This is a genomic window from Methyloceanibacter stevinii (genome assembly GCF_001723355.1).
Lineage (GTDB): Bacteria > Pseudomonadota > Alphaproteobacteria > Rhizobiales > Methyloligellaceae > Methyloceanibacter > Methyloceanibacter stevinii.
This window is the reverse complement of sequence record NZ_LPWE01000010.1, coordinates 297,198-316,098: the sequence shown is the minus strand read 5'-3', so window position 1 is coordinate 316,098 and position 18,901 is coordinate 297,198. Positions and strand designations below refer to the sequence as shown.

Genomic DNA, 18,901 nt, shown 5'->3' with positions numbered 1-18,901 from the left:
CGCACGTGGGCTTCAGGCGGCGAGTTCCAGGATCAGCCGTTCCAGCACGAGCCGCCCCGACGGCGTCGCCGTGAGCTGCGTGCCGTTCCGGACGAGCAGCCCTTCGGCAGCGAGCGCGTCGATGCGGTGCTCGTCGAGCGGCTCGCCTGCGAAATTTTCGAAGCGGGACAGATTCATGCCCTCGGCGAGCCGCAAGGCCATCAACAGATATTCCTCCGCCGATTCGCGGTGGCTGAGCGGCTCGTCGCTCATAAGACCGTGCCCGCGCGCTTCGACTTGGGCGAGCCAGTCTTCGGGCAGCCGCAAAGTCGAGAGCGCCCGTTTCGTGCCGTCCGTCGCGATGCGCGCATGGGCCGCCGGCGCCGACGCTGCATAGTCGTGGCCGCGCCAATAGACGAGGTTGTGGCGGGATTCGGCACCCGGCGCGGCATGGTTGGAAACCTCGTAGGCGGGGAGCCCTGCCGCCTCACACAGGTCCTGGGTCGCCAGATACATCGCCCGGGCCGTCTCGCCTTCGGGCACGTGTAAACGACCCGCCGCGTGCAGCGCGGCGAACGGTGTCCCGTCCTCGATGGTCAGCTGATAGAGCGAGAGGTGATCTGCGGCGAAGGTCAGCGCGCGCGACAGTTCCTCCCGCCAGGCATCGAGAGACTGCCCTTCGCGGGCATAGATTAGGTCAAAGGAGATACGGTCGAAACATTCCCGCGCCAGCGCGAAGGCGGCGAGTGCCTCGTCGGCCGTATGCAGGCGGCCGAGAGACTTCAGACTGGCATCGTCCAGCGCCTGGACGCCCAGCGACAGCCGGTTGACGCCCGCGGTCGCGTAACCCCGGAAGTTCTCCGCCTCGACGCTCGTGGGATTGGCCTCGAGCGTGATCTCCGCGGCCTCGTCCAGCGTCCAGTGTTTGGCGATGGCGTCCAGGATTGCGCCGGTCACGCGCGGCACCATGAGCGAGGGCGTGCCGCCGCCGAAGAATACGCTCGTCACCGTGCGCCCCGGGGCTGCGTCCGCGAAATACCCAAGTTCCTTCAGATAGGCCGCGAGGAAACGGTCCTGATCGATGCCGCCGTGGCGCACATGGGAGTTGAAGTCGCAATAGGGGCACTTGGCCGCGCAGAACGGCCAGTGCACGTAGACGCCGAACGGCTCGCCGTATTTGGCGTCAGACTGCGTTTTCGTCGTCGGCTTTAGCATAGGTCGCCTCGATCAGCTGTTCGAAGGCGCGCATACGGTGAGACAGGTCGTTCTTGAGGGATGGATCCATCTCGCCGAACGTCTCCTTGTAGTCCTCAGGCACGAAGATGGGATCATAGCCGAAGCCCCGCTCCCCGCGCGGCGGCCATTGGATATGCCCGAAGACCTTGCCCGTGAAAACGGCTTCCTCGCCGTTGGGGGCCGCGAGCGCCAGAGCGCAAGTGAAGTTGGCGTGGCTGAAGGCTCCGCCGGTGGCTTCCAACGCCTCGTGCACCTTCCGCATGGCAAGCGCGAAATCCTTGTCCGGGCCGCCCCATCGCGCCGAGTGAATGCCGGGATCGCCGCCGAGCGCGTCGACTTCGAGCCCGGAATCGTCCGCCAGCGCCATCATGCCCGATCCGCGTGCCGCCGCATGGGCCTTGAGCAGCGCGTTGGCCTCGAACGTGTCGCCGGTCTCCTCTGGCTCCGGCAGATCGAGACTGCCCGCCGAGATGCAAGTGATGCCGAGCGGTTCGAACAACTCGCCGAGTTCGCGCACCTTGCCCTCGTTGTGACTGGCGACCACGATTTTCGAGCCGGGATGAAGAACGCCGGGACTGAGCACGCGCGCCTCCTCAGGCAATCGTCATCTTCTGGAGCTCGACGAGATCGGCGATGCGGCGCGCGCCAGCCCCATCAGCGCATCGAACTGCTCCTGGCTAAACGGTTCGGTCTCGGCCGTTCCCTGCACCTCGACGATCCCGCCCTTGCCGGTGATGACGAAATTGGCGTCCGCATCGGCTTCGGAGTCCTCGGCGTAATCGAGATCGAGCACGGGTTCGCCGCCATAGAGACCGCAGGAGACCGCCGCCACATGATCGCGCAGGACGCCGCTCTTGATCATGCTGCGCGCCTCCATCCAGGCGAGGGCGTCATGGAGGGCGACCCAGGCCCCGGTGATGGAGGCAGTACGCGTGCCGCCGTCTGCCTGCAGCACATCGCAGTCGACCACGATCTGCTTGTCCGGCATGCCGGCCAGATTGGTCACCGCCCGCAAGGAGCGACCGATCAGCCGCTGAATTTCCTGGGTCCGCCCGGACTGCTTGCCGGCCGCCGCCTCACGGCGTGTGCGGTCGTGGGTTGAGCGCGGCAGCATGCCGTACTCGGCCGTGACCCAGCCCCGCCCGGACCCCTTGAGCCACGGGGGAACCGATTCGGCGACCGAGGCGGTGCATAGGACATGAGTCTCGCCGAAACGGACGAGGCAGGAGCCCTCGGCGTGGCGCGAGGCCGCGCGTTCGAGGCTCACGGGGCGCAACGTGTCGGGTGCGCGTTTGGACGGGCGAATGATGGCAGCTCTCCTCGGAAATAGCGGTGAGGTCGCGCACCCTAGAGGACGCGGTGAGGCGCGGGAAGCCCTTTCCCCCACTGTCCTCCCCAACTGTCATGGGGCGCGCCCTTGTGCGCCCGACGGTGAGAAGCTAGGACGCTTTGATGGCCTGGTGCGACGAAATTTTGGGGTTCTGCGACCCCTCGGGCGCCGCGCTCGATCCCGTGCCCGCCTACTACGAGGTCACCGCGCGGATCGACGCGATGTCCATGACCGACTGGGTCCGTGCCTGGCGTGAGGTCTGCACGACGAAGTTCCGGGATCGAACACCCGCGTCTATGCGTTCGTCACCCATTTCGACCGCCTGTCGCACGACGACCCCGAGCAGGGAGTCGCGTTCATCGAGGCGGCGCTGCAACACGAGCCGGACGAGGAGGTGCTCAATCTGATCGCCAAGGGCAAGCCGCTCGGTCAGCTTCTTGTCTTCCGCGCCTCGGTGGCGACGCCTCTCCTGCTAGAGCTTGCGCTGCGGCAGCCACGGCTGCGGTGGCTGATGGGCCGCCAGGCGGCGTCCATAGGGAACGGCAAGGTGGACGATCCGGATTTGGCGCGGCGCCTCCTGGCGATCTGCGACGAGCCCGCCTACCGCGCCTGGGAAGACGCGGCGCATCCCAAGTCCGAGCCGGTCGCGTTCGAGTCCTTACCCGTTCCCGACTTGGCCGCGAAATGGGTAGAGATCATGTCGCGCTCCGATATCGAGATCGAGCGCGACCATCAGTGGTACGACCTCTACGATTACCAGCACACCCTGACTGTACGCGAGCCCTTGAAAGGCCTGGCCTTGGTGAAAGCCATTCTCGAGATCGAAGACAACCCGAACCTGCTCGGCATCCTATCCGCCGGGATGCTGGAGGACCTGATACCCTATGAGGACGGTCCGGTCGTCGATGCGGTGGTGGCCGAGGCTGCGGACAATCCGCAGTTCCAGGACCTGTTGTGCGGCGTGTGGTTCGATCAGTTGAGCGCGCAAGTGGTGGCGCGACTCAAATGGGCATGCGGTCAGAGACGGCCATGAAGACAGACGCGGAAACAGGCACGATGATCGGCGGCACGAAAGAGCCGTTCCGCGCGCCCGAGGGCGTCACGCCGATGATGGCGCAATACTTGGAAATCAAGGCCGCCAACGCCGACAGCCTCCTCTTCTATCGCATGGGCGATTTCTACGAGATGTTCTTTGAGGACGCGTCTGTCGCCTCGCGTGCGCTCGGGATCGCTCTCACCAAGCGCGGCAAGCACCTCGGCGAAGACATTCCCATGTGCGGCGTGCCTGTCCATGCCGCCGATGATTACCTGCAGAAGCTCATCGCGCTCGGCCACCGCGTCGCCGTGTGCGAGCAGACCGAGGACCCGGCCGAGGCCAAGAAGCGGGGTGCGAAAGCGGTCGTGCGCCGCGACGTGGTGCGCCTCGTGACGCCGGGGACGCTGACCGAGGAGTCGCTGCTCGATGCGCGCGCCCATAACTTCCTCACGGCCCTGTTCCGCGAACCGCAAGGTGAAGGCACCGAGCCTCGCCTGGCACTGGCCTCGATCGATATCTCCACAGGCGAACTGATCGCGGCGACCTGCAAACTCACGGACATTCCGGGCGAGCTGGCGCGCATCCGGCCCGGCGAGGTGCTTGTTGGCGAGGATCTCGCGAGCGACGCCGGCATCCGCGCGCGCATCGATGAGGCCGGGGCTGCGCTCACGCCCTGCCCACGCGCCCATTTCGATTCGGCCCGCGGCGAGCGCGCGCTGAAAGAGCGCCTCGGCGTAGCGACGCTCGATGCGTTCGGCGATTTCTCGCGGGCGGAACTCGCGGCACTTGCCGGTCTCCTCACCTATGTGGAGCTCACCCAGGTTGGCCGCATGCCGCTCTTGCGTCCGCCGCGCCGGGAATCGGCGGACCGGCTGCTGCTGATCGATGCGGCGACGCGCACCAATCTCGAACTGGTGCGGTCGAACCAAGGGACGCGGGCGGGCAGTCTTCTGGCGGCGATCGACCGGACTGTCACGGCGGCCGGCGCGCGCGACTCGCGAGGCGCATCTCCAGCCCCCTCAACGGACGTAGCCCTGGTTAACGCCCGCCTCGACGCCGTGGGTTATCTCGCCGACGAGCCGCGCCTGCGTCAGGATCTGCGGGATGCCCTGAAAGCTGCACCCGACCTCGCCCGTTCGCTTTCACGCCTCGCCTTCGGCCGCGGCACGCCGCGCGATCTCGGCGCGGTCGGTGCGGCGATCGGGGCGGCGCACGCGCTCGCGGCCCGGCTCCTCAGGGCCGGCGACGCGCTGGGCCTGCCGCGCGAGCTGATGGGGATCGCCGAACGCCTGGCGCAAGCGCCCGCGGACGTGGCGGCGTCGTTGTCTGCCGCCCTTGCCGAAGAGTTGCCCGTCAATGCGCGGGATGGGGGCTTCGTGCAGCCCGGATACGATGCCGGTCTCGATGAACTGCGCGCCTTGCGCGACGGCAGCCGCAAAGTCATCGCCGGCTTGCAGGCGACGTATGCCGAGGCCACCGGCATCAAGTCGCTCAAGGTCCGGCACAACAGCGTGCTCGGCTATTTCGTCGAGGTCACCGCGCTCCATGCGCCGACGCTCACGGCGCCGCCGCATGCGGAAACCTTCATTCACCGTCAGACCATGGCGAACGCGGTGCGGTTCTCGACGACCGAACTCTCGGACCTCGAGTCCAAGATCACCTCCGCCGCCGACCGGGCGCTGGCGCTGGAGCTCGAGATCTTCGCCAAACTCACGGCCGAAGTCATGGCTGCGGAGCGGCAACTGTCGGCGGCCAGCGCCGCGCTCGCCGAACTCGATCACTATGCGGGGCTCGCGGAGCTTGCCGTCGAACTGCGCTATGTGCGCCCGCGCGTCGACGACAGCGCCGTGTTCGCAATCGAGGAAGGCCGGCACCCGATGGTGGAGCAGACCTTGCGGCGCGAGCAGGCCGGCGACTTCATCGGCAACGATTGCCGGCTGTGCGGCGGCGAAGGCGACCGCAACGAGGCTCCAAGTGCGCTCGTGGTCACAGGCCCCAACATGGGCGGCAAATCGACGTTTCTGCGCCAGAACGCACTGATCGTGGTGCTGGCGCAAGCCGGGGCCTTCGTTCCGGCCAAGTCCGCCCATATCGGCCTTGTCGATAGGCTCTTCAGCCGCGTCGGCGCCGCGGATGATCTTGCGCGCGGACGCTCCACGTTCATGGTCGAAATGGTCGAGACCGCCGCGATTCTGAACCAGGCGACGCCCCGGTCCTTCGTGGTGCTCGACGAAATCGGACGCGGCACGGCGACATTCGACGGGTTGTCGATTGCGTGGGCCGCACTCGAATATCTTCACGAGGTCAACCGGTCGCGCGTGCTGTTCGCAACCCACTACCACGAACTGACGGCGCTTGCGGACCGGCTCCCCCATGCCGCCAACGCGACCGTCGAGGTCAAGGAATGGCGAGAGGAGATCGTCTTCCTGTATCGCGTGAAGATGGGCGCCGCCGACCGGTCCTATGGTATCCATGTGGCCAAGCTGGCAGGACTGCCGGCGCCGGTGCTCAAGCGCGCGGGCGCGGTTCTCGCCGAGCTGGAAAAGGCCGACGGACGTCCGAAACCCGCCGATCTCGCCGGCGATCTGCCGCTGTTTCAGGCGGCTGCGGCGCAAGAGGCGGCCTCGTCGCCGTCTAAGCTGGAGGAGGCGCTGCGGGACTTCAATCCGGACGCCATGACGCCGAAAGAAGCCATCGAGGCGCTGTATCGCCTGCGGGCCCTGTTAGAAGACGATGCCTAGCGTGGTTATGCTAAAGTCTGCCTCTATGGACCAAGCCGTTATCAAAAGATCTCCTTATTTCGATTTCGACCTGTTGCGCGAAGAAGCGGATGCCGTGGCGCGCAAGCATGCCGGCCAAGACATGCAGATGCGTGCAGCGCTGGTCGAGTTCCTGAAGCCACGAGTGGAAGAGGCCCGCGCATTGGCGAAGGCCCAGCTGGACGATGACGGGGACGGCCGCGCCTGCGCCGCGGGCCTGTCCGCCTTTCAGGACGAGTTGATCCGGCTGGCTTACGACTTCACCACGCGCCACGTCTACCGGGCCGAAAACCCGTCCAAGTCGGAGCGCATGGCTGTGGTTGCGCAAGGCGGTTACGGGCGTGGCCTGCTCGCGCCGGGATCGGATATCGACCTGCTTTTCCTGCTGCCCTACAAGCAAACCGCCTGGGGCGAGAGCGTCGCGGAATACATTCTGTATCTGCTGTGGGATCTCGGCTTCACGGTGGGACATGCAGCGCGCACGATCAGCCAGTGCGTGCGGCTCAGCATGGCCGACATGACGATCCGCACGGCGCTGCTCGATGCGCGATTGATCCTCGGCGACGAGAAGCTCTTCGCCGAGTTTCTGCACCGCTATCGCCGCGAAGTGCTTGATGTGGATGCGCGTGCGTTCGTGGAGGCAAAGCTGGCCGAGCAGCATGCGCGTCATTCGCGCTCAGGCGCCTCCCGTTACCTCGTCGAACCGAACATCAAGGAAGGCACGGGTGGCCTGCGCGATCTACACACGCTGCACTGGCTGGCCAAGCACATCTATCCCGATCAGGCCGAGGAGGAGTTCGTCGAGGCCGGCGTTTTCACCCACGCCGAATATGCCAGCTTTCGCCGCTGCGAGTTCTTTCTGTGGACGGTCCGCTGTCACCTGCATTTTCTGACGGACCGGGAAGAAGACCGGCTGAGCTTCGATCTGCAACGTGCCATGGCCGAACGGCTTGGCTACCGCGACCACGCGGGCCTCAGCGGTGTCGAACGCTTCATGAAGCACTACTTCATGATTGCGCTGGAGGTCGGCCAGCTGACGCGCATCGTGTGTACGGCGCTCGAATTGAAGCAGCTGAAGTCGGTACCCTCGCTCGATGCGCTTCTGGCGCCGTTCGATTGGCGCCGCCGCGCCAAGCTGCGCCGCACGTCGGACTTCCGGATCGACAACGGCCGGATCTCCGCGGTCGCAAGGACGCCTTTCAAGACCGACCCGGTGAACTTCATCCGGCTGTTCGTGGTGGCGGACGAGAGCCAGGCCGCGCTGTCGCCCGAAGTACTGCGCCAGATTCGCGCGAACTTCCGCTATATCGACGAAGACCTGCGCCAGGATCAGACCGCCAACAAGCTGTTCCTGAAGCTGCTGACATCGGCGCGCGATCCGGAAGTCGCGTTGCGCAAGATGACCGAAGCGGGCGTGCTCGGCCGCTTTCTGCCGGAATGGGGGCGGGTCGTTTCGATGATGCAGTTCAACATGTATCATCACTTCACGGTCAACGAGCACCTGGTCCGCACGGTCGGCTATCTCGATGCCATTGAGCGCGGAAAACTGGCCGCAGAGCACCCGCTCGCGAGTGAGATCATCAAGACGATCGACAACCGCCGCGCGCTCTATGTCGCTGCGCTGCTCCACGATGTGGCCAAGGGGCGCGACGAAGACCATTCCATCGCCGGGGCGCGCATCGCCCGCGAGCTGTGTCCGCGCTTGGGGCTGACGCCGTCGGAAACAGAGACGGTGTCCTGGCTCGTCGAGCAGCACCTCACCATGAGTCTGTTCGCGCAGAGCCGCGACCTCAACGATCCGAAGACGATAAGCGATTTCGTCGCAATCGTGCAGAGCCGGGAGCGGCTCAAACTGCTCCTGATCCTGACGGTCTGCGATATCTGCGCCGTCGGGCCCGGGACCTGGACGGGCTGGAAAGGGCAGCTCCTGCGGACACTGTACTACGAGGTCGAGCCGATCCTCGGCGGGGGGCATACGGAACTCACGCGGTCGCAGCGGCTGCAGCGGACGCAAGGAGCTTTGCGCGAGAGACTCGCCGACTGGCCCCAAGAGGAGCTGGATCGTTTCATAGACCGGCACTATCCGGCTTACTGGCTGCGGACCGATCTCGACGCATTGGTTGAGCACGCCGAACTCATGCGCTCGGCGGAGCAGCAGAACAGCGTGATTGCCACGCACATTGCGACGGATGCGTTCCGCGGGGTCACGCAGCTCACCCTGCTGGCACCGAATCATCCCTGGCTGCTCGCCATGGTGGCCGGCGCCTGCACGGGGGCGGGCGCCAACATCGCCGATGCGCAGATCTCGACGACGCGGGACGGCATGGCCCTCGACACCATCCATCTTCAGCGCGAGTTCGATCACGCCGAGGACGAGGAGCGGCGCGCCCGCAAGATCGCGAACTCGATCGAGCGCATGCTCATGGGCGAAACAGACGTGGTCGACGTCATCAAGGCGAAGGTGCTCAGCACCTCGCGCCTGTCCGCCTTCTCCGTCGAGCCGCAAGTGATCATCGACAACACGCTGTCCGATGCGCTGACGGTGATCGAGATCAACGGGCTCGACCGACCCGGCCTGCTGTACGAGATCACGCGTGAAATATCGAACCTCAATCTCGACATCGCATCGGCGCATATCGCGACGTTCGGCGAAAAGGCCGTGGACGTGTTTTATGTGACGGACCTGACCGGCAAGAAGATCAGGAGTTCGAGTCGCGAGTCCCTCATCCGCGAGCGTCTGACCCGGGTGCTTGTGGAAACCCAAGAGCCGGAGCTGGAGGTGCTGTGACCCCTGGCTCCGCTCTCTCCTAAGTCCCTCCTCCAAGTGGCGCAGCATCCATGACGCTCTATCGCGGGTTCGCAACCGTCGGCGGCATGACCGTCATCAGCCGCCTGCTCGGTTTCGTGCGGGACATTCTGATCGCCGCCGTTCTCGGCGCCTCGGCCATCTCGGATGCCTTCTTCGTCGCGCTGCGCGTGCCGAACATGTTCCGCCGCATCTTTGCCGAAGGCGCCTTCAACGCGGCCTTCATTCCGCTCTACACGAAGAAGCTCCATGAGGCCGGGGAAGTGGCCGCCAAGGACTACGCCGCCAAGGCGCTGGCAGGGCTGACGGCCGTTTTGGTCTTGGTCGTGCTCTTGGCGGAGATCGCTGCACCTTGGCTCGTCCTACTTCTGGCACCCGGCTTTGCGGAGGATCCGGACAAGTTCAGCTTGACCGTTCTGCTGGTGCGGATCGCGATGCCGTACCTCCTCTTCATGTCCTGGGTCGCCCTCTACACGGGTTTGCTCAACACGCTCGGCAAGTTCGCCGCCGCCGCTTTCGCGCCGAGCATCTTGAACTTCGTCTTGATCTCCGTGCTGCTCGGCCTCATCGCGACGGGGCATGGCCAAGATACGGTCGCGGGCGTCGCGCTTGCTTGGGGTGTGGCTGTCTCGGGCCTGTTGCAGGTCGCCATCGTCGTCTTCGCCGCCTTCCGCACGGGGCTGCGGTTGAAGCTCGAGCGGCCGCAATGGTCCGACGACATGAAGCGGCTCGTGCACCTCGCGATCCCCGGCATCATTGCCGGCGGCATGGCGCAGATCTCGATTGTGATTGCAACGATCGTGGCCAGTCTCGAAGGCCGTGTCGTGTCGTGGCTGTATTACGCGGATCGCATCTTCCAACTGCCGCTCGGTCTTATCGGGGTCGCGGTCGGCGTCGTGCTGCTCCCGGATCTCAGCCACAAGCTACGGTCGGGTGATCATGACGCCGTTGTAGACAGCGAGAACAGGGCGCTGGAGTTTTCGCTGCTGCTGACGGTGCCGGCGGCCGTTGCCATGTTCGTGTGCGCCGAGCCCATCATCCGCGTCCTGTTCGAGCGCGGCGCCTTCACCGCGACCGATGCCCAAGCGTCGGCGGCGATGCTGGCGATGCTGTCGCTTGGGCTGCCCGCCTATGTGATCGTAAAGGCCCTGCAGCCGAGCTTCTTCGCCCGCGAGAACACCAAGACGCCGATGATCTATTCGGGAATCGCCATGACGCTGGGGGCCGTGCTCTCCGTCGTGCTGTTCTACGTGCTCGGGCCACCCGGCATCGCGCTCGCCACGAGCCTGTCGGGCTGGATCAACGTGGTCTTGCTCGCCTGGGCCTTGAGGAAACGGGGCGAGTTCATCCTGGACGAGCGCTTTCGCTCGGCTTTTCTCGGCATCGTCCTTGCCAGTACCGCCATGGGGTTTGGCCTGTGGTGGGCGGCCTCCGCGCTCCAGCCCTATTTCGATCCGGGCTACGGGCTCCTTCTGCAAATTGTTGCCCTGGCAGGGCTCATCGCTTTCGGGCTCGCGCTCTATTTCGCCATCGGCACGCTTGCCGGCGCCGTGAAGCCCCGGACCTTCGTCAAGGACCTCCTAGGGCGCTGAATTAGACCAAGGAACAGGGTCTCCCCGGTTGCGCCGGGACTATGTTGCAGTGCAATATATCCGCTCAATCACTTGGGGGAACTCGAATGGCAGGCCGTCCGCGCCGCAGCGTGCTCTATATGCCCGGCTCCAATGCCAGGGCCCTGGAAAAAGCCAAGACGATCCCGGCCGATGCGCTGATCTTCGATCTGGAAGACGCCGTCGCGCCCGACGACAAGGTCATGGCCCGGGAGCAGGTCTGTGCGGCCGTGGCCGATGGCGGCTATGGCGGCCGCGAGGTCGTGATTCGCGTGAACGCGCTCGAGACCCCCTGGGGCGCCGCGGACATCATGGCCGCCTGCGTGGCCGCGCCGGACGCATCCCTGATCCCGAAAGTCATCCACTCCGGCGACATCATCTCCGCCGCCAAGCTGCTGCAAAGCGTGCACGCGCCCAAGAAGGTGCGGCTGTGGGCCATGATGGAAACGCCCATGGCGATCCTCAACGCCCGCACCATTGCCGCGCGCGCGGTCTATGACGACAACCGGCTCGATTGCCTCGTCATGGGCACCAACGACCTCATCAAGGAGAGCCGCGCCCGCGCGCTGCACGACCGCTTCGCCGTGGTGCCCTGGCTCGCCATGACGTTGGCCGCCGCGCGCGCCTACCGGCTCGACATCATCGACGGCGTCTACAACGACTTCCGCGACATGGAAGGGTTCCGCGACGAGTGCCAGAAGGGCCGCATTCTCGGCATGGACGGCAAGACGCTGATCCACCCGACCCAAGTCGGCCCGTGCAACGAGATCTTCTCGCCGAGCGAGGAAGAAGTCGAATGGTCGCGCAAGGTCATCGACGCCTTCGGCCGGCCGGAGAATGCGAAGAAGGGCGTCATCGTTGTCGAGGGCCACATGGTCGAGCGGCTGCATTTCGCCATGGCGCAGCGCGTGGTCGAGATCGCCGATCAGATCAGAGAGTTGGAAGTGTCACTCGGCTAGCCGGGCCGGTCAGTACGGACGGACTGGCCTCGTGAGCAGAGCGGTCTCCCGAGCAGAGCAGTCTTGCGCGCGCGCCTGCCCCACGCCATAACGCCGCGTGGCTTAGGGCGAGGACATGCAAGACACTCCGACACATAAGACCCGGATCTTCTCAGGGGTTCAGCCGACGGGCAATCTCCATCTCGGCAACTATCTAGGCGCCATCAAGCGCTTCGTGGAGATGCAGGCGGACTACGAATGCCTGTACTGTGTGGTGGATCTGCACGCCATCACCGTGTTCCAGGACCCGGACGAACTCACCCACAACACGCGCGAAGTCACGGCCGCCTATATCGCCGCCGGAATCGACCCGCAGCAAAGCACGATCTTCAATCAGAGCCAGGTTTCTGGCCATGCCGAACTCGCCTGGATCCTCAACTGCGTCGCGCGGATCGGCTGGCTGAACCGTATGACGCAGTTCAAGGAGAAGGCGGGCAAGGATCGCGAGAAGGCCTCCGCCGGGCTCTACATCTACCCCAATCTCATGGCGGCGGACGTGCTGCTCTATCACGCGACGCATGTGCCGGTCGGCGAAGACCAGAAGCAGCATATCGAGCTCGCCCGCGACATCGCCCAGAAGTTCAACAACGACTTCGCCGAAACGATTGCGCGCGCCGGCTATCCCGGAGGCTTCTTCCCGCTGCCCGAGCCCGTCATCGCGGGCGCGGCCACACGCGTCATGAGCTTCCGCGACGGCACCAAGAAGATGTCGAAGTCCGATCCGTCCGATCTCAGCCGGATCAACATGACCGACGACGAGGACACGATCGCCAAGAAGATCAGGAAGGCGAAGACCGATCCCGAGCCGCTGCCGTCCGAAGTGGACGGTCTCAAAGAGCGCCCCGAGGCCGACAACCTCGTCGGCATCTACGCGGCGCTCGCCGGTACCGGCAAGGACGCCGTGCTCGCGGACTTCGGCGGCGGCGAGTTCTCGGCCTTCAAGAAGGCGCTGGTGGAACTGGCGACGGACAAGCTCACGCCCATCGGCGATGAGATGCGCCGGCTGCTGTCGGACCCTGTGGAGATCGACCGCATTCTCGCCGACGGCGCGGCCCGCGCACACAACGTGGCCGATCCCATCCTGGCCAAGACCAAGGACATCATCGGCTTCATTCGAAGCTAGACTTCGTCGGGAGCTAGGCTTCCACGCTGGTTCCGATGGGGCAGGTGACGCCCGTGCCGCCGAGGCCGCAATAGCCGGCCGGGTTCTTGGCCAGGTATTGCTGGTGATAGGCTTCCGCGAAATAGAAGGTCGGGGCGGGTGCGATCTCGGTGGTGATGGCGCTCTTGCCGTTCGCCTTCAGCGCCGCTTCGTACATCGCCTTCGAGTTCTTCGCGGCTTCGGCCTGGTCGTCCGAGAACGTGTAGATCGCCGAGCGGTACTGGGTGCCCACGTCGTTGCCCTGGCGCATGCCTTGCGTCGGGTCGTGGCTCTCCCAAAAGACCTTGAGGAGGTCGTCGTAGCTGATCTCGTTGGGGTCGAACACCACGAACACCGCCTCCGTATGCCCGGTCCGTCCGGTGCACACTTCGTCATAGGTGGGGTTGGGCGTCGGCCCGCCGGCATAGCCCACCGCCGTGACCAGCACGCCGGGCAGCTGCCAGAATTTCCGCTCCGCGCCCCAGAAACAGCCGAGGCCGAACAGCGCCATCTGAGCGCCTTGCGTGTAGGGACCCTTGAGGGGCGCGCCGTTCACGAAATGAGTCTGCGCCGTCGGGATCGCATGATCGCGGCCGGTCATGGCCTCCGCGGCGCTGCAGATCGACAGGGACTTTCTCATGAACCGAAACATGGTGGCTCCGTGAGCGATTTTCAGCGCGGGTGGCGATCAACCTTGCGCGAGCGTCAGTTGATGTAGACCTCGACCTCTTTGCGCTTCTGCCCCAGCCAGTAGAGGAACACGCCGAGGATCCCGAAAACGACCCAGGTCGGCGCGGCGAGGATCGACAGCAGGATCGGGTCCCACAGCCAGTCGCCCACGGTGTCGATCACCCACTGGCGGAAACCGTCGAGCATTTCCGGGAAAAGCTGGCGCCATTGCTCGCCGAGCGGTGTCACCGCCCAGGCCCCACCGCCCGCCAGGCTCTTGGTGGCGTCGACGACGGCCGCGACCATGGCCAGCAACAGCAGCCAGATACCGAGTGTTCGTAGGACAAAGCGCATGGGCGGAAATCGCTCCGGTAGCGTTAACGCATTTCCGCTTTGATACGCGATCCGCCTTTCCGGTTCAAATGGCAGGTCAAACGCCTGCAAATTCGTTGCCGAAAGGCCCATTCGCTCGCTTGAACGCGAAACGCGCTTCGCTATAGTGCGGCGCTTCGCGAAGCGCCCGGACGGAGAGATGGCCGAGTGGTCGAAGGCGCACGCCTGGAACGCGTGTAGGCGGGTAACCGTCTCGAGGGTTCGAATCCCTCTCTCTCCGCCATGTGCCGCACGGCCCCTGCGTCCTCTGTTCTGGCGCAGCCGGCCATTGGTCTCCATGACCGGCTATTCCACGATCAACTTGCCTGGGCCAAAGCCACCGCGTCGTCCCCAGCCGCGTAACGCAATTCGCCGGTCGTATCGTTCACGGCCCGCCACACGGCCTCGGCCACGTCGCTTTCCTTCGTAGTCATCGCCGGCTGCGCATACGCTTCAAAGATCGGGGCAGCGAAACCGGCATAGGCTTCGGGGATGAGAGCGGTCACGTCGATGTCCGCGTTCGCGGCAAACCGCGTGGTCGGCGCGTAGCCAGGCTCGACCAATCGGACCCGAACGCCGAACGCACCGAGCTCGTGGCTCAGTGAGCCGGTGAAGCCCTCGATGGCCTGCTTGCTGGCCGTGTAGGCCGCCGCCAACGGCATGGGGGCCAGGGTGACGCTCGAGGTGACGTTCACGATCGCACCGGAGCGCCGGGCGCGCATCTGCGGGATCACCGCCTGGGTCATGGCCATGGTGCCGAACGTGTTCGTTTCGAAGACCTTCCGGATATGCGCCATCGGCGTCGCCTCGAACGCGCCGACCACGCCGATGCCGGCATTGTTGACCAGCACGTCGATCGGCCCGGCAGCGGCAACGGCCTCCGCAATGCTTTCGGGGTCGGTGACGTCCAGCGGCAGAATGCGGATGCGGTCGGCCGCGGAAAAGAGATCGCTCCGAGGGCGCCTCATGGTGGCGATCACGTTCCAGCCTTGTCTGTGGAAGTGCCGCGCGGTCTCCAGTCCGTAGCCGGACGAGCAACCCGTGATGAGAATAGTGTTCATGCCGATCTCCTGTGTTCGCTGTTGACGAGACGGAGATATCGCGCATGATCAGGACTATCATCGATGCATCGTCCGTATTTAATTTGCAATAGTCCATAATGACCGATCCGTTGTCCACCGACCCGCTGGCCCAGGTGATCCAGCTTCTGCGCCCGCGTGCCGTTTTCTCGAAGGGAATCAGCGGCGCCGGTCGCTGGGCCGTGCGCTACACCGAATTCGGCCAGCCGGGCTTTTGCGCCGTGACGGAGGGGAGATGCCGTCTTGCTGTCGATGGCGAGGACCCAGTGGTGCTGGAAGAGGGTGACTTCGTGCTGCTGCCGGCCACGCCGGCTTTCACCATGTCGGGATTGGACCCGGCGGCGCCAAAGCTCATCGATCCGCACCAGGCGCCGGCGACGGATGGGGAGATTCGCTACGGCCGGCAGGACGGGCCGCCCGATGTGCGGCAGTTCGGCGGCTACTTCGCCTTCGAGTCGCCGGACGCGGCACTGCTCGTGTCGCTGCTGCCGCGGATGATCCATATCCGGGGCGTCCCAAGGTTGGCGCAGTTGGTTCGCCTCGTCGGGGAAGAAGCTGCAAGAGATGATCTTGGCCGCGACCTTGTCCTCGCCCGCTTGGTCGAGATCCTGCTGATCGAGGCCCTGCGGTCCGTCCCCGGTGACGCCGCGCAGCCGGGCCTGCTGCGCGGGCTGGCGGATGCACGGATCGCGGCTGCCTTGCGGCCGATGCATGGCGACGCGGAGCGGTCTTGGACGGTCAAGGACCTCGCGCAAGAGGCCGGAATGTCCCGATCGGCCTTCTTCGACAGGTTCACCCGCACGGTCGGGGTCAGGCCGATGGAATATCTGCTGCAGTGGCGGATGGCCGTTGCCAAGGATCTGCTGCGGAGTGGAGGGATCGCTCTGGACGAAGTGGCGCGGCGAGTGGGATACGGCTCGGCGAGCACGTTCAGTACCGCCTTCAGCCGTCACGCAGGAATACCGCCCGGCCGGTTCATGCGAACCGCCGGCGCGGCGGACGCGGCTCACGCCCGGCCCGTATGAGTCCAGGCAGGAGTGATTCCGGGCATCGAGCGATCCTGGCATCGAGCGCGGCCGACTCCCCCAGTCGTGGCGGCAATCCGACAATTCGTGCGTTTCGCGGCCGACAGAGGCCGCGTGAAATGCCTGTGGGCGGGCTTGTGACCCTCCGTAACATATTGATTTCAAGTAGATTCTCACGCACCGGCGAAGTCGGTGCGGAATTTGCTTCTCCCTGTCCTGGGCGCGGGATCTCGCGCGCCTGGCGCAGCAGCGCGCAAGGATTTCGGACGGAAGGAGAGCAGGTCCCATGACGGACATGACGGAACTGGCGAAGCGCAAGCTGCCGCTCAACCTGGCGATCGTGCATGTCGACCCGGACGGGTTCCTGGCCACCTATCGGCGCTGGCTGGAAATCACCGCCTTCATTTCCGCGTTGCGGATCGGCGAGGCGGAGGTGCCCGAAGACGGGATCACCCCGGCGCTGACCGAGGCCGATCTTGCCAACGGCGGCGTGCACAAGATCGGCAATGACACCGTCATGGCCTTCTGCGCGACCGCCGCCATGAAGGGCGATGGCGCGGCCGTCGACAAGATCGAGGCCGGGCTGAGGGCGGACATGGGGGACGAGTTTCCCGGCAGCTTTGCCTTGAGACACTTCCGCAATCCGGTCGCGGCGCCGATCACGCTGGAAGACTTTGTCGGCGCGTCGGGCAAGAAACTACTCGAAGGCGAGATCCCGCCGCCGCCGAAACGGGCGTCGGAGTGCTGGGAGACGGGCTTGCGATTTCTGGAACTGGCGCGCGGCTCCAATTTCAAGAACGAGATCATGTATCCGCTCGCCCTGTGGACGCGCGATCTGTGGACTTGGGCCTCGACCGACGGCCTGTCCTTTCTCGCTCATATCGAAGACAGCCAGCCGATCCTGACCGATGCGCTCAAAGAAGAGCGCAACGACGAGCCCTTTATCGCTAACATGCTGCAGCTCGGGGCGCCCGCCGTCGAGATCGAGCTGGACGAAGACGTCGAAGGCATGTTGCGCTCGCTCGCGCGGCGCTAAAGGAGACAAGACTACATGAGCGGTTATCAGCGTATCGGGATCGCGGAGGCGCAAGCCATCGCCGCGCGCGAGGGCACGGCGCTACTGGATGTGCGCGATGCGCGTGCCTTCGCACAAGGTCATGTAGATGGCGCGCGCAATGTCGGCGAGAAGGAGCTCCCCAATCTCGTGGAGGAGCTCTCCAAATCGGCGCCGCTCGTGATCTACTGCTATCACGGCAATTCGAGCCAGTTCTATGCGCGCATCTTCGCCGCGCACGGATTTGCCGATGTCTATAGCGTCGACGGCGGCTACGAGGCCTGGCGCGGCCCTAACGCAGCCGCGCCCTCAGCCCCTTAAGCCGCGCGGCGGCGGGGCGGCCTGCGCCGCTTGCTCCGTGCCGGTTTGGCCGCACCAAATCCCTGTTTCTGACCACCGCGCTTATGCTGGTTCGGGCGGCGAGCCGGCTTGCCGTCGCGCCCCCCGGTCGGCAGCTCGCCGCTCGCAACAGGGATGTCGAACTTCATCAGCCGCTGGATTTGGCGCAAAAGGCCCGCTTCATCCGGAGCGCAGAGGGCGATGGCTTCGCCTTCGCGGCCCGCGCGCGCTGTCCGTCCGATACGGTGCACATAGCTGTCAGGCACTTCGGGCAGGTCGTAGTTGATGACATAGGCGACGCCCTTGATGTCGATGCGCGCGAGCGACGTCGGTCGCCACGAGCACCGTAACCCGGCCCTCACGGAACGCCTTGATGGCGCGGTCGCGCTGGCCTTGCGTCTTGTTGCCGTGGATCGATGCCGCGTTGTAGCCGTCGGCGATCAGGCTCTTCGAGAGTTTCTCGGCACCGTGCTTGGTGCGTGCGAAGACGAGCGTCGTCGCATCGAGATCGCTGGTAAGAATGTCGCGCAGCTTTGCGGGCTTCTCCGACTTCTCGAGGAAGTGCACCGACTGGGTGATCTTGTCGGCGACCTTGCCGGGCGGTGCGACCTGCACACGCTTCGGATCGTTCAAGTACGCGCGGCTCAGCTCTTCCATCTGCTTCGGCATTGTCGCCGAGAACAGCATGGTTTGGCGGGGCGTCCCCAGCCGGGGCGCGATCTTCCGCAGCGCGTGGATGAAACCCATGTCGAGCATCTGGTCGGCCTCGTCCAGTACGAGCTGACGCACGGTGCTGAGATCGACCGCCCTGCGGTCCATCAGGTCGATCAGACGGCCGGGTGTCGCCACGAGAATGTCGGTGCCGCGGCCGAGCATCTTGATCTGGTTGTAGAGGGACGCGCCGCCGACCACGGTCGCCACGTGAAGTTTCGTTTTCGCCGTAAGAACGCGAAGGCTGTCGGCGATCTGGTTCACGAGCTCGCGCGTCGGCGCGAGGACGAGCGCCTTCGCGGTCTTCGGTGCGGGCCGACCCGGCTCGGCGAGCAGGTGCTCGATCAGCGGCAGGCCGAAAGCGAGCGTCTTGCCCGTCCCCGTCTGGGCGAGGCCGAGAATGTCGTGGCCATCGAGGGCCAGCGGGATCGCCTGGTTCTGAATAGGCGTGGGTGTGGAAAATCCGGCGCGGGAAAGCGCCTCGTTCAAAGCCGGCGCGAGGCCGAGCATTTCAAAGTCTAACAAATCGAATCCTTTTATTGCCGCGCCCAAGCCCCAACGGCCGCGCGGACGTGTTGCATGGCCGCGCGGGAGCGCGGCATACGAGGGTGCTGCAAAACCTCGGCGCATGTAGGCATCGTGCCCAGGCGCGGCTTTGCATGAAGAACCCTGCGTGATGGGGAACTGGAAAGAGGAGTCCGTGCTGCTGAGCCCAAACATTTCGGGCGCGGCTGATTCACGCGGCAGCGCAGCGGTG

16 protein-coding genes, 1 tRNA gene and 1 pseudogene are annotated in these 18,901 nt (G+C 65.2%); 10 read left to right on the top strand and 8 right to left on the bottom strand.

Annotated features, from left to right (window positions below; genetic code table 11):
• Positions 1–12: 12 nt before the first annotated feature.
• From hemW to rph, 3 genes and pseudogenes are all read right to left on the bottom strand, one after another.
• Positions 13–1,194 (bottom strand): radical SAM family heme chaperone HemW, encoded by a 1,182-nt coding sequence (hemW, locus tag AUC70_RS05390; protein WP_069443903.1) that lies wholly within the window; start codon positions 1,192–1,194, stop codon positions 13–15.
• A complete protein-coding gene (rdgB, locus tag AUC70_RS05385) occupies positions 1,163–1,798 on the bottom strand; it encodes an RdgB/HAM1 family non-canonical purine NTP pyrophosphatase (RefSeq protein WP_141701966.1) in 636 nt (211 codons plus the stop codon). Before rdgB ends, hemW begins: the two co-directional genes overlap by 32 nt.
• Before the next feature lie 10 nt (positions 1,799–1,808).
• Positions 1,809–2,521: pseudogene (gene rph, locus AUC70_RS05380) on the bottom strand (ribonuclease PH).
• A gap of 418 nt (positions 2,522–2,939) precedes the next feature.
• On the opposite strand from rph, the gene AUC70_RS05370 reads away from it, so the two are divergent.
• The 6 genes from AUC70_RS05370 to trpS all read left to right on the top strand — a co-directional run bounded on the left by AUC70_RS05370 (position 2,940) and on the right by trpS (position 12,877).
• Entirely contained in the window at positions 2,940–3,578 is a 639-nt protein-coding gene (locus AUC70_RS05370; RefSeq protein ID WP_069443900.1) for a DUF6869 domain-containing protein, read from the top strand.
• Between the two features lie 23 nt (positions 3,579–3,601).
• Positions 3,602–6,322: a DNA mismatch repair protein MutS gene (gene mutS / locus AUC70_RS05365; RefSeq protein ID WP_069444155.1), complete on the top strand. Its 2,721-nt coding sequence runs from the start codon at positions 3,602–3,604 to the stop codon at positions 6,320–6,322.
• 25 nt (positions 6,323–6,347) lie between these two features.
• The gene (locus AUC70_RS05360; protein WP_069443899.1) at positions 6,348–9,128 is read left to right on the top strand and encodes a [protein-PII] uridylyltransferase; all 2,781 of its coding nucleotides are present in this window, start codon (positions 6,348–6,350) and stop codon (positions 9,126–9,128) included.
• 50 nt (positions 9,129–9,178) lie between these two features.
• Entirely contained in the window at positions 9,179–10,738 is a 1,560-nt protein-coding gene (murJ, locus tag AUC70_RS05355; protein WP_069443898.1) for a murein biosynthesis integral membrane protein MurJ, read from the top strand.
• 86 nt (positions 10,739–10,824) lie between these two features.
• The gene (locus tag AUC70_RS05350; RefSeq protein ID WP_193427307.1) at positions 10,825–11,715 is read left to right on the top strand and encodes an HpcH/HpaI aldolase/citrate lyase family protein; all 891 of its coding nucleotides are present in this window, start codon (positions 10,825–10,827) and stop codon (positions 11,713–11,715) included.
• A 115-nt stretch (positions 11,716–11,830) separates the two neighbouring features.
• On the top strand, positions 11,831–12,877 hold the full coding sequence (gene trpS / locus AUC70_RS05345) for a tryptophan--tRNA ligase (protein WP_069443896.1): 1,047 nt from the start codon (positions 11,831–11,833) through the stop codon (positions 12,875–12,877).
• A gap of 13 nt (positions 12,878–12,890) precedes the next feature.
• On the opposite strand, the gene msrA is transcribed toward trpS, so the two are convergent.
• A complete protein-coding gene (msrA, locus tag AUC70_RS05340) occupies positions 12,891–13,547 on the bottom strand; it encodes a peptide-methionine (S)-S-oxide reductase MsrA (RefSeq protein WP_069443895.1) in 657 nt (218 codons plus the stop codon).
• A gap of 53 nt (positions 13,548–13,600) precedes the next feature.
• The gene (locus tag AUC70_RS05335; protein WP_083241284.1) at positions 13,601–13,918 is read right to left on the bottom strand and encodes a hypothetical protein; all 318 of its coding nucleotides are present in this window, start codon (positions 13,916–13,918) and stop codon (positions 13,601–13,603) included.
• A 172-nt stretch (positions 13,919–14,090) separates the two neighbouring features.
• On the opposite strand from AUC70_RS05335, the gene AUC70_RS05330 reads away from it, so the two are divergent.
• Positions 14,091–14,180: transfer RNA gene (locus AUC70_RS05330), tRNA-Ser, on the top strand.
• Positions 14,181–14,253: 73 nt separating this feature from the next.
• Here AUC70_RS05330 and AUC70_RS05325 read toward each other — a convergent pair.
• Positions 14,254–14,997, bottom strand: a complete 744-nt coding sequence (locus AUC70_RS05325; protein ID WP_069443894.1) for an SDR family oxidoreductase — start codon at positions 14,995–14,997, stop codon at positions 14,254–14,256.
• Positions 14,998–15,095: 98 nt separating this feature from the next.
• Here AUC70_RS05325 and AUC70_RS05320 point away from each other — a divergent pair, with 98 nt between their 5' ends.
• The 3 genes from AUC70_RS05320 to AUC70_RS05310 all read left to right on the top strand — a co-directional run bounded on the left by AUC70_RS05320 (position 15,096) and on the right by AUC70_RS05310 (position 17,415).
• Complete coding sequence (locus tag AUC70_RS05320; RefSeq protein WP_069443893.1) at positions 15,096–16,040, top strand: AraC family transcriptional regulator; 945 nt, start codon at positions 15,096–15,098, stop codon at positions 16,038–16,040.
• A 286-nt stretch (positions 16,041–16,326) separates the two neighbouring features.
• Positions 16,327–17,076, top strand: coding sequence for a hypothetical protein (locus AUC70_RS05315; protein ID WP_069443892.1), 750 nt, complete (start codon positions 16,327–16,329; stop codon positions 17,074–17,076).
• A 15-nt stretch (positions 17,077–17,091) separates the two neighbouring features.
• The gene (locus AUC70_RS05310) at positions 17,092–17,415 is read left to right on the top strand and encodes a rhodanese-like domain-containing protein (protein ID WP_069443891.1); all 324 of its coding nucleotides are present in this window, start codon (positions 17,092–17,094) and stop codon (positions 17,413–17,415) included.
• Here the strand turns inward: AUC70_RS05310 and AUC70_RS18975 are convergent.
• Positions 17,412–17,795, bottom strand: coding sequence for a helicase-related protein (locus tag AUC70_RS18975; RefSeq protein WP_483127771.1), 384 nt, complete (start codon positions 17,793–17,795; stop codon positions 17,412–17,414). The genes AUC70_RS05310 and AUC70_RS18975 overlap by 4 nt on opposite strands.
• Positions 17,692–18,669 (bottom strand): DEAD/DEAH box helicase, encoded by a 978-nt coding sequence (locus AUC70_RS05305; protein WP_483127770.1) that lies wholly within the window; start codon positions 18,667–18,669, stop codon positions 17,692–17,694. Before AUC70_RS05305 ends, AUC70_RS18975 begins: the two co-directional genes overlap by 104 nt.
• Positions 18,670–18,901: the final 232 nt, after the last annotated feature.